At 73.3% G+C, this 13784-nt stretch carries 15 protein-coding genes; 13 read left to right on the top strand and 2 right to left on the bottom strand.

What is annotated here, in order from left to right; translation table 11 throughout:
- From BIU90_RS18640 to BIU90_RS07130, 4 genes are all read left to right on the top strand, one after another.
- Positions 1-577 (top strand): hypothetical protein (locus BIU90_RS18640; RefSeq protein WP_175470154.1); only part of this gene is annotated, 577 nt, incomplete at its 5' end.
- A gap of 68 nt (positions 578-645) precedes the next feature.
- On the top strand, positions 646-1539 hold the full coding sequence (locus BIU90_RS07120) for a hypothetical protein (RefSeq protein ID WP_071299525.1): 894 nt from the start codon (positions 646-648) through the stop codon (positions 1537-1539).
- Entirely contained in the window at positions 1536-2009 is a 474-nt protein-coding gene (locus tag BIU90_RS07125; RefSeq protein WP_139195152.1) for a SprT-like domain-containing protein, read from the top strand. The genes BIU90_RS07120 and BIU90_RS07125 overlap by 4 nt, the downstream gene beginning before the upstream one ends.
- Before the next feature lie 41 nt (positions 2010-2050).
- Positions 2051-2746 carry a CGNR zinc finger domain-containing protein gene (locus BIU90_RS07130; protein ID WP_071299526.1) on the top strand — a complete coding sequence of 232 codons (696 nt, stop codon included), beginning with the start codon at positions 2051-2053 and terminating at the stop codon, positions 2744-2746.
- Between the two features lie 7 nt (positions 2747-2753).
- Here the strand turns inward: BIU90_RS07130 and BIU90_RS07135 are convergent, their stop codons facing one another.
- Together BIU90_RS07135 and BIU90_RS07140 are read right to left on the bottom strand one after the other, a co-directional pair.
- A complete protein-coding gene (locus BIU90_RS07135; RefSeq protein ID WP_071299527.1) occupies positions 2754-3551 on the bottom strand; it encodes a hypothetical protein in 798 nt (265 codons plus the stop codon).
- Positions 3541-4167, bottom strand: coding sequence for a hypothetical protein (locus BIU90_RS07140; protein WP_139195153.1), 627 nt, complete (start codon positions 4165-4167; stop codon positions 3541-3543). Before BIU90_RS07140 ends, BIU90_RS07135 begins: the two co-directional genes overlap by 11 nt.
- Before the next feature lie 112 nt (positions 4168-4279).
- Here BIU90_RS07140 and BIU90_RS07145 point away from each other — a divergent pair, with 112 nt between their 5' ends.
- From BIU90_RS07145 to BIU90_RS07185, 9 genes are all read left to right on the top strand, one after another.
- The gene (locus tag BIU90_RS07145; protein WP_139195154.1) at positions 4280-5509 is read left to right on the top strand and encodes a hypothetical protein; all 1230 of its coding nucleotides are present in this window, start codon (positions 4280-4282) and stop codon (positions 5507-5509) included.
- Positions 5506-9846: an FtsK/SpoIIIE domain-containing protein gene (locus BIU90_RS07150; RefSeq protein ID WP_071299530.1), complete on the top strand. Its 4341-nt coding sequence runs from the start codon at positions 5506-5508 to the stop codon at positions 9844-9846. Before BIU90_RS07145 ends, BIU90_RS07150 begins: the two co-directional genes overlap by 4 nt.
- 51 nt (positions 9847-9897) lie before the next feature.
- Positions 9898-10482 carry a zinc-ribbon domain-containing protein gene (locus BIU90_RS07155; RefSeq protein ID WP_071299531.1) on the top strand — a complete coding sequence of 195 codons (585 nt, stop codon included), beginning with the start codon at positions 9898-9900 and terminating at the stop codon, positions 10480-10482.
- Positions 10479-11282 carry a hypothetical protein gene (locus BIU90_RS07160; protein WP_071299532.1) on the top strand — a complete coding sequence of 268 codons (804 nt, stop codon included), beginning with the start codon at positions 10479-10481 and terminating at the stop codon, positions 11280-11282. Before BIU90_RS07155 ends, BIU90_RS07160 begins: the two co-directional genes overlap by 4 nt.
- A gap of 132 nt (positions 11283-11414) precedes the next feature.
- Positions 11415-12086 (top strand): hypothetical protein, encoded by a 672-nt coding sequence (locus BIU90_RS07165; RefSeq protein ID WP_139195155.1) that lies wholly within the window; start codon positions 11415-11417, stop codon positions 12084-12086.
- Positions 12087-12091: 5 nt separating this feature from the next.
- Positions 12092-12421: a hypothetical protein gene (locus tag BIU90_RS07170; RefSeq protein ID WP_139195156.1), complete on the top strand. Its 330-nt coding sequence runs from the start codon at positions 12092-12094 to the stop codon at positions 12419-12421.
- A 180-nt stretch (positions 12422-12601) separates the two neighbouring features.
- Complete coding sequence (locus tag BIU90_RS18645; protein ID WP_071299535.1) at positions 12602-12892, top strand: WXG100 family type VII secretion target; 291 nt, start codon at positions 12602-12604, stop codon at positions 12890-12892.
- A 94-nt stretch (positions 12893-12986) separates the two neighbouring features.
- A complete protein-coding gene (locus BIU90_RS07180) occupies positions 12987-13463 on the top strand; it encodes a WXG100 family type VII secretion target (protein ID WP_083403775.1) in 477 nt (158 codons plus the stop codon).
- Positions 13456-13764 carry a hypothetical protein gene (locus tag BIU90_RS07185; RefSeq protein WP_071299537.1) on the top strand — a complete coding sequence of 103 codons (309 nt, stop codon included), beginning with the start codon at positions 13456-13458 and terminating at the stop codon, positions 13762-13764. The genes BIU90_RS07180 and BIU90_RS07185 overlap by 8 nt, the downstream gene beginning before the upstream one ends.
- Positions 13765-13784: the final 20 nt, after the last annotated feature.

Raw genomic sequence — 13784 nt, forward strand, 5'->3', positions numbered from 1 at the left:
ACCGCAGTACGGCGAACAGCAGGGTGAGCAGCCGCGGTACGGCGAACAGCCGGGCCAGCAGCAGTACGGGCAGCAGCCGCAGTGGGGACAGCCCCAGCAGCAGTACGGACAGCAGCCGCACGCGGGCGCCGGGTCGTGGGCAGGGGCTCCGGCGTGGCAGACGCACGACGACGTCCGGCCGAAGAAGAAGACGGTCGGCCGCATCGCCCTGGTCGTCGCGTTCATCGCCCTCGTCGTCGGGGTCATCGGTGGGTACGTGCTCGGCAACGTCCTGGGCACCAGCGGCGTCTTCCGCGGGGTCCTCGACGGCTCCACCACGACCGCCGACCCGCAGCAGCTGCAGGGCGACCTCATGAACGACCCTGCGACGCGGTCGCAGCTCACCATCGGCTCTGTGCTGATGGGCGTCGGCACCCTCTTCGGCCTGTGGGCCATCGTTCAGGGCATCGTGGCCATCGCCACGAAGCGTGGCCGAGGGCTCGGCATCTTCGCGGTGATCCTCGCCGTCGTCGCCGCGATCGTTGCGTTCTCGGTCTACATCGGCGTCGCGGTCGCACTGTCCGGCGCGGGCTCCTGAACCGAGGCGACGATGACCGGCGTGTGGCACTGCTCCCTCGCGGCTGAGCGCGGATACCCTCGACCCTGATGTCCCTGCCGCCCGACGACCGTCAGAACCCCGACCGCGACGACCGCGCCCGGGAGCCGCGCCATGCGGCTCCGACGGACGCCGGTGCCAGCCCCGGCAGCCGCTTCGCGCCGATCAGCCTGCGTCCCGCCGTGGACGTGCAGGCGGTGCAGGACCGGCTGCGCGACCTCGGCCAGAGTCGTTCGACCGAGGCGCTGGCCGAGCGTGCCGAGCTGCTCCGGCTGCTCGGCCGACTCGACGAGGCCCTGGTCGTCGCGGAAGAGGTCTTCCGCCTGACGATGTTCACGGGTGAGCGGTCGGACAAGGTCGCCGCCCGCATCCGCCGTGCGCACGTCCTGCACGACCTCGGCCGGCACGAGCGTGCGGCGACCGAGTCCGCCCTGGCCCGGGACACCGCGACCACCGAGGAGTGGCCGGAGCTCGAGGGCGCCGCGGCCGAGATCGAGGGCTGGTCGCTCTTCGAGCTGAACCGCTTCGAAGAGGCGCGCCAGGTCCTCGGGCGCTCGTACGAGGCCTTCCGGACCGCCGGCGCCCCTGCCGAACGCACCGAGGCACTGCGCTCCGCGGTCGAGGCAGCCATGCGGGCGTCGATCGCGAGCCCGCTCGTCGAACCCGAGCGTCCTCGGGCCGACGGAGCACGCACCGAAGCACCCGGCTCCGGAGCACCGCGCACCGACGCGGACCGCGCCGAGGGCACCGACCGTCCGCGCACGGCGCGTGAAGCCGCGATGCGCCGCGACACTGATCCGGAGACCCGGTTCGCCGAACCCGTGCAACAGGTCCCGCCGGTCCGCCGACGGGTGCTCGGCGCACCGGACGCTGCACGGACCGAGGACGACACGCTGTGGGGCAAGCTCACCGACCGCAGGCGTCCCTCCGACCGCGAGCAGTGACGGCGCTCGACGTCGTCCGTGTCCGGGCCGAGGAGCTCATGCGCGCGCACCTCGGCGACGGCGGCTGGACCTTCGCGTTCGACCACGCGAAGACCCGGGCGGGACAGTGCGACTTCGCCCGGCGACGGATCACGGTGAGCCGGCACCTGGCGTCGCGCTTCACGGACGCGGACGTGGACCAGGTGCTGCTGCACGAGATCGCGCACGCGCTGAGCGGTGCCCGCGCCGGACACGGACCGGCGTGGCGACGGACCGCGGCCGGGATCGGCTACACCGGCTCCCGCCTGCACGACGGGCCGATCGCCAGCGAGCTCGCGCCGTGGGTCGGGTCGTGCCCGGCCGGCCACGAGCACTTCCGGTACCGCACCCCGACGCGTCCCCTGGCGTGCGCGAAGTGCTCCCGCCGCTTCGACGAGCGGAACCGGATCACCTGGCACCGGCGTCCCGCGACCGCGATGGCCGACGTGTGACCAGCCCTTCGAGGACCGCACCGAACCGCTAGCCTTGCCCGATGCAGACGGGGCAGCACATCCGCACGGACTCGGGATCGTCGTGGTTCTTCGACGCCGGCCGGATCGCCCTGGACTTCGCGCACACGGGCGGCTTCGCCGACGACCCCGACCGCCGACGCCCCCGTGCGCACCTCGGCGAACTGCTGATGACCCCGCCCGACCTCGACGAGTGGTTGAGCCTGCACACCGAACCGATCGACGTCGGGGCGAGTGCCCGTGAACTGCAGGACGCTCGCGCCCTCCGGGCCGCGATCGGCCGACTCGCGACGGCCGCGGCGCCGGCGCCCGCGTCGACCGCGGCGGAACGGTCCGCAGTCGCTGCCGGTCTGCGTGCCGGGACGGGGCGCACGCGCCCCGCGCCCGACGACATCGACACCGTCAACCTGTTCGCCGCCCTGCCGGACGTGCCCCCGAGCCTCCCGGGTGGACGCCGTCGGGCCGGAGCCAACCGCGTCCGGCTCGCACAGGCACTCTCAAGCGTGGCGCGTGACGCCGTCGCGCTGTTCAGCGAGGTCGGGTTCGACGACGCCGAGGCCGACGGCCGTCCCGCGCGCCTGAGCCGGTGCTCGGCGCCGGACTGCGGCCTGGTGTTCTACGACTCGTCCCGCGGCGGGACGCGACGGTGGTGCGCGATGCAGCGCTGCGGCAACCGGGCGAAGGTGCGGGCGCACCGGGCCCGACGCGCGGCGGCCTGAGCGGGCGTCAGCAGGGGGACACGACGCGGTCCGGTTCGCCGAGCTCCTGCGCCTTCCCCCAGTCGGTGAAGGTCAGGTCGACCGTGCCGGTGCTGTCGGACGCCCGGAACGCGTACGGCACGGGTGCCCCCACGGCGGAGACCTCGAGCGTCCCGACCGGCGACGAGCCGTCCGCGACGACGATCTGCACGCGTGACGCGCTCCCCGAGCCGGTCACGGCCCCGGGATGCAGCGTGACGTCGGACCCCGTGCCGAGCAGGCTCCGGAGCAGGTCGTCCGGCTCGGTGAAGGGCGCGAGGTCGCGGATCGCGGCCGAGGTCGCCGCGACGCACACCCGGCCGCGTGCTGCCTGCGCCAACCCGGACCGGGCGACGAACGCGGCGTTCCCGGTCACCCAGACGTCATCCGCTCGACGGCGGGCGTCGACCGTGACGTCGCCGACCGTCAGCTGGAGCCGCGAGTCCGTGGGCGTACCGCGCCAGTCGATCCGGACCGTCCGCCCGGGCACGGTGTCGCCAGCACCGGGTGCTGCGGCGGGGTCTGGGACGAGCTCGGTCACCGTGCCCGTGACCACGACCGGTTCCGACCGCATCGCCGCGAGGACGTCGTCGAGCGCTGTCCTGCCGTCGACGGTCTCGATGCCGTTCTGGGCCCCGCTCACCGGGACCTGTCCCCCGAAGCCGGTGGCCGTCGGCGTCACCGCGACGTCCGTCGGCGCGGCGCCGGAACACCCGGCGAGCGCCGCGACCAGCCCGGCGGCCGCCACACCCGTCAGGAGCGAGCGGCGCAGCCCCTCAGCCCGCATCGCCCAGGCACACCTGACCGGCGCCCTGGTCGGACCGCGCTGCGGCGTCCGTCGGCACGCTCCGGCCCTGGTTGTCCTCGGCGGCACGGACGACGAAGCACGAGTCGGCGTCGTACAGGCCTGCGGACCGCGGGATCCAGACCTCGGTGCCGCGCACCAGCCGTGAGACGTCGACGGGCTTCGTGCCGGGTTCGACGACGAACACCGACCACGCGACGTCGTCCCCCTGCCAGGACACCCGCACGTTGCCGGACCCGGACTGCAGCGCGAGGTCGCGCGGCGCGGGCGGGCCCTCGGCGGTGACGGCGTGGACGACGAGCACGGCGCCGACGACCACGGCGACGAGTGCGAGCGCGGCGGAGACGATGAACGCCGGGTGTCGCCAGAGCGGCCGACGGGTGGTCTCGGTGCGTTCCAGCTCGGGCAGGACGCCGATGTCCGACCCCATCGCGCGCTTCGGCGTCGGGCTCGCCACGCCCCACTGTTCGTAGAGCGCCGGCTGACCCGGGTCCCACCCGAGCCGTGCGCCGCCGGGAGCGTCGGAGCGGTCGTGGTCGGCCGAGGGCGCCGAGGGCACGACGGGGACCGGTGGGACGACTGGACGCGGATCGGTCACACGGGCTCCTCCCCCGGAACGGTGTCGGCAGTGCCGTCGACGACGCGCACGCTGGACACCGCAAGCATACGGACGCCGCCGGCCCGTGCCGTCCGCCGCCTATCATGAGGGCGTGCTCCGGGGGCGTGCGACGACGGTGGGACGAGGGCGGCTGCGTGCCGTGCTCGCGTCCGGTGCGCTCGCCGTGGTGGCGCTGGTCGCCGTCGCAGCGCTGGCCCTGACGGGAGGCCCGGCGCAGGTCGCCCGAGCGGCGAGCGGTGCGCAGTCGGTCGGCTCGACCGGCGGGGCGGGCGCGCCCTCCGACCCGGTGCGGGTCGCCGTGCCCTACACGGGCGAGGTCGACGTGCCGCTCGGCGACGGCTGGAGCGTGGCGGACTGCGGCCGGGTGAACGTGCCGACGGGCGTCACGATGGCCTGCTCGAGCGACGCGCTGTCGCTGACGTCCCAGGGCTGGCGCCGGGACTTCGGCACCGTGACGATGACCGTGCCGCTGCGGTCGGCGTCGTTCGACCTCGACGTCACCTACCTCGTGTCGCTGGCACCGCCGACCGCTCCGAGCCTCGACGGGCAGACCTACGACTGGCCCTTCGTCGCGGGGACCACCGCGTCGATCCCGTGGTCGGACCTCGGCGTCCGCTGCGACGGCTGCGCGGCAGGGCCTCGGATGACCGTCGTGTCCACGAAGCCCGCCGGGTTCGTCGCCACGGTGACGAGCACCGGTCTGCTGGTCCGCGGGCCGGAGGAACGACCGGGCACCGCGACCGTCCGTCTCCGCGCGACGGACGACCAGGGGCACTCCGGCGCGGCGACGGTCAAGGCCGTGTTCGTCACTCCGGGGAGGTCCGGCGTCGCGACGGACGACGTCGTGCGTCGGCTCGGTGCCGACGGCTCCCTGACGATCGACCTGCACGACCTGGTCGACACCACGGCGGGAGCCGCGGTGGTCGACGGGTGCGGCAGCCCCGTCACGGGCACGGTCACCTGCACCGACGACGGGACGGCGACCTACCGGCCGGACGACGCCGGCACGATGACCGCCGCCGACCAGTTCTCCTTCCACGTCCGCACCGCCTCGGGCGACCAGGCGACCGGTACCGTGACCGTGCTCCCGCGCGACGGCACGCGGACGGCCGCCACCGCGGTCGGGACGGTGCCGACGGACGACGACCGCGGCGTGCGGTACCCGGCCACGGGCCTCCAGGCCGACGCCGGCGGACGGACCGCGGACAGCGTGGTCCGCACCCTGTCGTCCGAGGACGACGACGCCGCGGTCGGCGCGTCCACCGGACTCCTCACCCCGCTCACCGCACCGCTCGACCGCATCACGAACGGAACCAGATGACGCTCCGGCTCAGCCTGCAGGACACGACCTTCGTGGTCGACGCGACCGACGTCACGAGCGTCGCCGAGGTGGCGGCCGGCCTCGGGGTGGACCCGGCGTCGATCGCCCCCGGGACGGACCCGGCGACGTCGCTCGGTGCCGCGGGCATCCTGAACGGTTCGACGCTGCCGGCACGGGCACCGAGCGAGCTGCCGTCCGGGCGAGCGCGCCTCGAGGTCGTCGGCGGGCCGTTCTCCGGGGAGACCGTGCCGCTGCCGCTCGACGGTCCCCTGCGCATCGGGAGCTCCGGCGCGATGGAGCTGTGCGTCGCGGACCCGTTCCTGCGCCCGCACCACGCGACGATCGCGCTCGACCACGGTTCGCCCGACGGACTGACGACCCCGGCGCTCCCGGGGCCGCTGCGCGCCGTGCTCAGCGTGATGGACGGTGCCGAGGGCGTCGTGGTGAACGGGCAGGCCGTCACGGGGACGGCCGACGTGGTGCCGGCCGACGTGGTGCAGATCGGCAGTTCGGTCTTCCGGATCGGGATCGAGCCCTGGGCGGATGCCGACCTGGCCCCGGACGAGGTCGGCATGCGCGGCTTCAACCGGAGCTCGCGGATCATGCCGCCGGCGACCCCGCCGACGGTGGTGCTGCCCGGTGACCAGCCGGACGACGTCGACAAGACCCCGATGCCGTGGTTGTCCGCGGTGATCCCGGTGGTGCTCGGCGTGACGATGGCCTTCGTGTTCGCGCGGCCGATCATGCTCATGATGGCCGCGGCCTCACCCGTGATGGTCGTCGGCACCTTCCTGACCCAGCGCTCGCGGGCGAAGAAGAAGGGCGTGAAGACGTTCGAGGAGTGGCGACAGGACATCGCCGACACCCGGGTCCGCATCGCGCAGCTCGTCCGCGAGCAGCGCCTCGACGCCTGGTACCGGAGCGTCGATCCGGTGGTGGTCCGGGACATCGCCACCCGGCCGCTCGCCCGGCTCTGGGAGCGGCGGAAGCGCGACGCTGATGCCCTCCACGTCCGCGTCGGCGTCGCCGAGGTCCCCCTGCAGGCGAACTTCCAGGGCGGGAAGGCCAGGAACGCCTCGCCGCACCACGTCGGTGTCGCGCCCGCTCCGGTCGACGTCGACCTGTCCGCCGGGGTCGTCGGCGTCGCGGGCCCCGGCGACGTCACCCGCGCGCTCGTCCGCTCGATGCTCGCCGCGGTCGCCACCCTCCGTTCCCCGCGGGACACCCGCATCGTCGTGGTCTGCGGGGACGAGGACGCGAGCCGGTGGGAGTGGACGCAGTGGCTCCCCCACACGCAACAGGCCGAGGACGGCGCCTTCGCGCTCATCGGCAACACCGACGACGCACGGCGGGAGCGCGTCCGCGAGCTCGCCGCGCTCGTGCAGACCCGCTCGCGAGCGGGTTCCGCCGTCAGCGCCCGGGACTTCGACTCCGACGTGGTGCTCGTCGTCGACGGTGCCCGCGAGTACCGCACGCTGCCCGGCATGGTGCAGGTGCTCGAGCAGGGCTCCCTCGTCGGCGTACACGTCGTCGCGATCGACAGCGACCGTGCACGCCTGCCCGAGGAGTCCCGCACGGTCGTCGCGGTCGATCCGGACGACCGCTCGCTCGCGCGGCTCGAGTCCGACGCCGAGTACCACGCGTCCGTGCTCCTCGACGGGCTGTCCGTCCCCACCGCCGAGCGGATCGCGCGCAGCCTGTGCTCGATCCGCCACGTCTCCGGCGTCGGCGACGAGGGCATGCTGCCCACGAGCGTCCGGTACGTCGACCTGCTCGGCGTCGACCTCGACGACCCGGCACCGATCGTCGCTCGCTGGCAGCGCTCACCACGACGGACACACGTCGTCGTCGGCGCCGGCGCGGACGGCGAGTTCGCGGTCGACATCGCCGCCGACGGGCCGCACGCGCTCGTCGCGGGCACGACGGGCTCCGGCAAGTCGGAGTTCCTGCAGGCGCTCGTCGTCTCGCTCGCGATGGCGAACCGGCCGGACGCGCTCAACTTCGTGCTCGTCGACTACAAGGGCGCGTCGGCGTTCGCGGACTGCTCGCGCCTGCCGCACACCGTCGGCATGGTGACGAACCTCGACGCGCGCGAGACCGAGCGCGCGCTGACCTCGCTCGACGCCGAGCTGAAGCGCCGCGAGACCGTGCTCCGGCTGCCGGAGCTCGGCGTGAAGGACGTCGACGCCGCGTGGTCGAAGGACCCCGACGCCGCTGCCCGGAACGGGCTCGCCCGCCTGATGATCGTCATCGACGAGTTCGCCGAGCTGAAGACCGAGCACCCGGACTTCATCGACGGCCTCGTGCGCATCGCCCGCGTCGGCCGGTCCCTCGGCGTGCACCTCGTCCTCGCGACGCAGCGGCCCTCCGGTGTGATCACGCCCGAGATGCAGTCGAACATCAACCTCCGCGTGGCCCTGCGCGTCACCGACCGCGCCGACTCCACCGACGTGCTCGGCTCGCCCGAGGCGGCGCTCATCAGCCAGACGACCCCCGGCCGTGGCTTCGTGCGGGCGGGCCTCGGCGCGATGCCCCGCGGGTTCCAGACCGCCCGCGTCGCCGGCATCCGCCAGGGCGTGCAGCGCGTGCAGCGGCAGCTGCCGAAGATCGCCCCCGTGGACTGGGAGGGCGTCGGGTACGCCCCGCGCTTCCCCGTCCGTCGGCATGCGGCAGCGCCCGTGGACCACGACGACACCGACCTCCGCGCGCTGGTCGACGTCGTCACCCGGGCGACCGAGTCGCTCGGCATCCCGAAGAACTCCTCGCCGTGGCTGGTGCCGCTGCCGTCGCTGCTGCCCCTGACGCAGGTGGCCGGCGGTGCGGGGGCGCCGACGACGATCACACTCGGCATCGAGGACGTCCCCGGCCAGCAGACCCAGCGGCCGCTGACCTGGGACCTGGAGTCGGGCACGCACCTGATGTTCCTCGGCGGGGCGCTGTCCGGCCGGACCACCGCGCTCCGCACCGTCCTGGCACAGGCCGTCGAGCGGATGAGCCCGTCCGACCTGCACCTCTACGTGATCGACCACGGCAACGGCGGGATGCTCCCCCTCGCGCAGGCGCCGCACACCGGCGCCGTCGTCACCCCGCTCGAACCCGCGCGGCTCCCGCGGCTCATGGACCGGTTGGTCGAGGAGCTCGCCCGCCGCCAGGGGGTGCTCTCCCAGGCCGCCGTCGGCACCATCGTCGACCAGCGCCGGAGCGCCGCCGCGGCCGACCGGCTGCCGTACGTCGTCGTCGCCGTGGACGGGTGGGACCGTGCCACGAGCTCGATGCAGCCCGAGGACCTGCTGCCCATCCGCGAGCAGATGACCCGGATCCTCCGCGAGGGCCCCGCCGCCGGCATCCGCGTCGTCGTCACCGGAGACAAGACCGTCGCCGCCGACCGCATCGCCGGGTTCATCAGCGACCAGTACGTGCTGCCGATGCGCGACGTGAACGACTACCGCGGCGCCGGTGTCATGGTCCGCGAGCTGCCCGAGGCCGTCCCGGCCGGCCGGGTGTTCTTCGGTGCGACCGTCCGCGAGGCCCAGCTCGCCGTCCTCGGGCAGGACGCCGGCGCCGAAGCCCAGGCCGCCGCCCTGCGTGGCGCCGTCTCGACCGCGGTCGACCGCTGGTCCTCGACGGCCGACGAGCCCACGCAGGTCCCCTTCCGCGTCGACGCGCTGCCGTCCCGGATGTCCCTCGCCCAGGCGCAGGACCTGCCGGTCGCGACCGGGCACCCCCTCGACGGCCCCACCATCGGTGTCGGCGGCGACGAGCTCGCCCGGATCACGCTCGACTGGCCGGCCGCCGGCGGCTTCCAGGTCGTCGGCGAGCGCGGCACCGGCCGCTCGACCGCGCTCACCGCGCTCGCGCACCAGCTCGTGTGGGCCGGCGAGCCCGTCATCGCCGTGGCCACGAAGCCCTCCGTCTTCCAGCGCTGGGCGCGCGAGGCCGACGTGCCGCTCCTGACCGACCCGATGGGCTTCATGGACCTCGCCCCGGCGCTCGGCCGCTTCGAGGACCCCGTCGAGCGCATCACCGTGCTCATCGACGACGCCGAACTCGTGTCGAACACCCCGCTCGAGAACTCCCTGATGGGCGACCGTGCGCGCTTCGTGTTCGTCGTCGCGACCAACCCCGACGCCGCTGCGAAGACCTTCAGCGGACCCTACGGCGAAGTGCGACGGACACAGGAGGGCATGGTCCTCTCGCCGTCGAGCGCTCTGCAGGGGACCCAGCTGTTCGGACAGAAGGTGCCGAAGTGGATGGTCGGGCGACAGCCCGCCGGTGGCGGCGCGATCCACCGTCGCGGCGAGTGGACGCAGGTGCAGGTGCCGGACCCGGCCGCCTGACGGACCGCAGCCTCCGTGCCCGGCGATCCGAGCCTCCCGTAGGCTTGGTCCATGGCTGCACGGTGCTCGTACTGCGGGGCCGAGCTCCGTCCGAACAGCATGTTCTGCCTGTCCTGCGGCCAGCTCGCGACCGGCGGTCGGCGGTCGACCCCCGCCCCGGTGAGCGACACGTCGGACGTGCCGCCGCAACCGTCGGCGTCGGTCCCGCCGCCGCCCGGCGCCGCGCCTGCCGCTCCTGCGCCCGTCCGTCCGTCCTTCCTCGCGGACGGCCAGGAGGCTCGGATCGCGGCTGCCCCGGCCCTCGCCGCACCCGGTCTGCCGCAGCTCGTCTTCACCACCGGGCAGACCCTGGTGGTGCGGGAGGGCACCGTGCTGCTCGGCCGGAGGCCGGAGGACATCGCGGCTGCAGAGGGAGCTGCGGCGTTCGCGTTGGACGACCCGGACCGGTCGACGTCTCGGGTGCACGCCGCCGTCGTCTTCGGGCCATCCGGGCTGCGCGTGGTCGACCGGGGATCGGGCAACGGGACCGTGCTGCGGCGCGGCGACCGCGAGGACCGGTGCCCGGAGGGACTGCCCGTGGAACTGGTGCCGGGGGACGAGCTGTGGTTCGGGTCGGTGGGGGCGCGGGTCCGGTGACCGTCCTCGACGACGCCACCCGGCAGAGCTGGCAGCAGTTCTTCGCGCAGGAGGGCCGTTTCGACGTGCACCACGACGCCGACCGGTTCCGGACCATCGAACGCAGGAACCTCCGCGACGCGATCGTGCTCATCGTGTTCGTCGTCGTCGTGCTCGCGCTCGTGCTGCTCTGGGGCCGAGTCGGCCCCATCATCCTCGGCATGCTGCTCTTCGTCGTCGGCGGGACCCTGGCGCTCGTGCTGCTCCGACGTCGGCTGGCCTTGCTCCGCCCTGCGGGCGGAGCGCCCGGTCTCCTGCTCGGCGTGTCGAACAGCGGGCTGCACACCCCTCTCGTGCCGGTCATCGACTGGACCTCGGTGCGTGCGGTCTTCGCCGTCGACGAGTCGGCACGGCTGGAGCAGAAGCGCGGGCAACGGACCGTCGCCGGGACGGCTGAGGTGTGGGCGGCCGGCAACGGCAAGGCCACGCGGCACCTGTGGTTCCTGCTCGAGGACGCCCCGGCCCTGCGGTCACAGGTCACCGACCGACGATGGGCGAAGGGTTTCGAGACCTTCACGAACGCGAACGGGCCGGCGTTCGCGCAGTACGTCCTCGACCTCGACACCGTCCTGTCCCATGACGACACCAGGAAGATCACGGCCGCCGTGCTGGTCCAGGCCGAGGCCCGCGGCATCCACGCGGTGGAGTCCCTCGGCGCGTCGGACTTCACCCACGACGCCAGCATGCTGAGCGGCGTCACCGACGACGGGGTCGTTCCCCCGAAGCCAGCGGACGTCCTCGGCAACCCGTTCCGGCACTAGGCTGCTGCGGGAACCCGGCGGGCGGCGCCGGGCCGACAGACGACGAGGGGCGACGTGTCGATGATGCCTGACGTACCGGCGGGTCCGCGGCCCGTGACGATCACGCCGGATCCGGAGCGGTACGCCGCAGTCGTGCGACGTGAGCGGGCGACACTCGTCGGCACCGTCGTCGTGGTCGTCGCCGCAGAAGTCGTGACGAGCGTGCTCGGACTGCTCGGCCCCATCATCGTCGCGCACGGCCTGACGCTCGTGGCCGCCTTCTACTTCCTCTCCGTGCTGCGCTTCCGCCGCAACCGGATGGCCCAGACGCTCGGCGACACCGCGCGCGGGATCACCGTGTCGGACGCCGGAGTGGACGTCCCGGTCCTCGGCACGGTGTCGTGGCAGGAGATCGTCGCCGTCTTCACCGTGGTGGATCAGGACCGCGCCGACCGGTACGCCCGGTCTCGCGGCGTCCGAGGGGTCGCCGAGCGCTGGACGCAGTCGGTCGGCTCTGCCGACCACTACCTGACGATCGCCGTCGCTGACGGCCCCGCGCTCCGCCAGCGCGTCGATCCGCCGCGCTACCGCCGATGGGTCAAGCTCTGGGCCCGCTCCGGTGCGCCCGACTTCGGCGCGGTCCAGCTCGTCGGCGACTCGTACTACACCGATGCGGACGCCGACCTGCTCGACCACACCCTCCGCGCCTTCGCTGCTGCTCGAGGGCTGCCGGCCTCGAGGACGGCGAACATGCTCGAGCAGGGCGAGTTCTTCCGGACCAACTCCGGCATCGCGGTCTTCGACGGCCGACCGGAAGCGAAGTGACCGGGATGTCCGACGACGCCACTGCCGAGCTCTGCAGCAGGTTCCGCGGGCCGGTCATGGACGTGGTCGCGGCCGCGATCGGCGCTCAGGGCGCGGACGGGTTCCTCCCGGTGTCCCAGACGGTGGAGCGGCTCCGTGCCGTGACGAGCGACGCCACGGCGTTGTCGGTCGACGCGGGCCTGGCCCGGTGGACCGCATCAGCACCCGTCTTCTTCGCCGAGGTCGACCGCGCGCTCGAGCACCGCGACGGGCCGGCGCTGTGGGCTGCGGTCACGCATCCCGAGCACGGCGTCGACCTGCTCGGGAAGGCCTGCACGGGGCATCCCGGCTGGTGAGTTGGTCGATGCGTCGACATGGAAAGTCGACGGATCGCCACAGTTCTGAGTAGCCTTCGTTGCAGCACGCAGCAACGACCATGCTGCTGCCCGGTCCGACGCCCGAACAGCGGTCGGACCGACCGGGGGGTAGGTCAACGGATCGACCCCAGGACACACCAGTGTTTCTTGGAGGGAACCATGGCGGACATCCGCGTCACTTCCGAATCGCTCTCGGGCGTCTCGAACCAGCTGCAGTCCGGCTCGCAGTCGATCGAGTCGCAGCTGCAGAACCTCAAGTCCCTCGTCGACGGTCTCGTCGGCGGCGACTGGTCGGGCGCAGCGTCCGGCTCGTTCCAGGACCTGTACCAGCAGTGGGACCAGTCGGCCGTGCAGCTGAAGGAGTCCCTCGCGGGCATCAGCCAGCTGCTCTCGCGCGCAGCCCTGTCGTACGAGGAGTCCGAGAACTCGATCTCCGGCACGTTCCGCTGATCCGTCGGCCCGGAGCCGAGCGCTCCGGGCCCTCCAGCAGCACCGATCGACCACGGCGTCGATCACCGGAGCCGGCCGATCCGCGGGGGTACCAATGGCGCAGTACAGAGTCAGGACCGAGACACTCGGTCAGGTGGCACAGACGTTGCAGTCCGTCGTCACGACGTTCGAGTCGCAGGTCGGCTCGACGAACTCGCACGTGCAGAGCGTCGTCGACGTGATCTGGAAGGGCGAGGACGCTGCGACGTTCCAGCGCTCCTGGACCGACTTCCAGGCCGGATCTGCGGCACTCGCGGCCACACTCCGCGACCTCGCCGAGCGCCTCCGCCAGGCGGGCGCGTCCTACGAGCTCAACGAGACCGGTCTCTCCGGCAACTTCCTCGAGAACAAGCACGTCGTCCCCGTCCGCAGGATCGACGGTGCGGCCGGGGAGACGACGGCACCCGCAGCCGCGAGCGGGACGGTCATCAGCGCGGGTGGTGTGACCGGCGGCAACGGCGTCGACGACCGAGCGAAGACGGCGCGTCGGGTCGTCGCTGCCCCCACGGACTCGGCTGGCACCGATGAGTGAGCAGCAGGCGGACATCGCCACCCTCACCCAGCTCGTGCAGTCGATGACGCAGCTCCACGAGTACTGCCTCCTGCTTCAGCAGGGCGCGCAGTCGTTCGCAGCCGTACTGCCGGCCGAGTGGCAAGGCGCCGCGATGACGTCGTTCCAGGCGACCTTCCAGCAGTGGTCCGCCCAGGCGACCACACTCGGGACCGCCGCCGAGGGGCTCACCCAGCACGCGACGCTCGTGCTCCAGGCGTACCAGCAGACCATCGACGCGCTCGACACCGCCTGGAACGACTTCCAGGCACAGCTCGCGTGACCCGCGGCCACGGACAAGGG

Origin of the sequence: Curtobacterium sp. MCBA15_001 (assembly GCF_001864835.1) — a bacterium.
Taxonomy (GTDB): Bacteria; Actinomycetota; Actinomycetes; order Actinomycetales; family Microbacteriaceae; genus Curtobacterium.

Bases quoted from the DNA above. Each gene is read 5' to 3' on its own strand.
- BIU90_RS07120 (WP_071299525.1), top strand. From the start codon at position 646: ATGTCCCTGCCGCCCGACGACCGTCAGAACCCCGACCGCGACGACCGC.
- BIU90_RS07130 (WP_071299526.1), top strand. From the start codon at position 2,051: ATGCAGACGGGGCAGCACATCCGCACGGACTCGGGATCGTCGTGGTTC.
- BIU90_RS07135 (WP_071299527.1), bottom strand. From the start codon at position 3,551: ATGCGGGCTGAGGGGCTGCGCCGCTCGCTCCTGACGGGTGTGGCGGCC.
- BIU90_RS07150 (WP_071299530.1), top strand. From the start codon at position 5,506: ATGACGCTCCGGCTCAGCCTGCAGGACACGACCTTCGTGGTCGACGCG.
- BIU90_RS07155 (WP_071299531.1), top strand. From the start codon at position 9,898: ATGGCTGCACGGTGCTCGTACTGCGGGGCCGAGCTCCGTCCGAACAGC.
- BIU90_RS07170 (WP_139195156.1), top strand. From the start codon at position 12,092: ATGTCCGACGACGCCACTGCCGAGCTCTGCAGCAGGTTCCGCGGGCCG.
- BIU90_RS18645 (WP_071299535.1), top strand. From the start codon at position 12,602: ATGGCGGACATCCGCGTCACTTCCGAATCGCTCTCGGGCGTCTCGAAC.
- BIU90_RS07180 (WP_083403775.1), top strand. From the start codon at position 12,987: ATGGCGCAGTACAGAGTCAGGACCGAGACACTCGGTCAGGTGGCACAG.
- BIU90_RS07185 (WP_071299537.1), top strand. From the start codon at position 13,456: ATGAGTGAGCAGCAGGCGGACATCGCCACCCTCACCCAGCTCGTGCAG.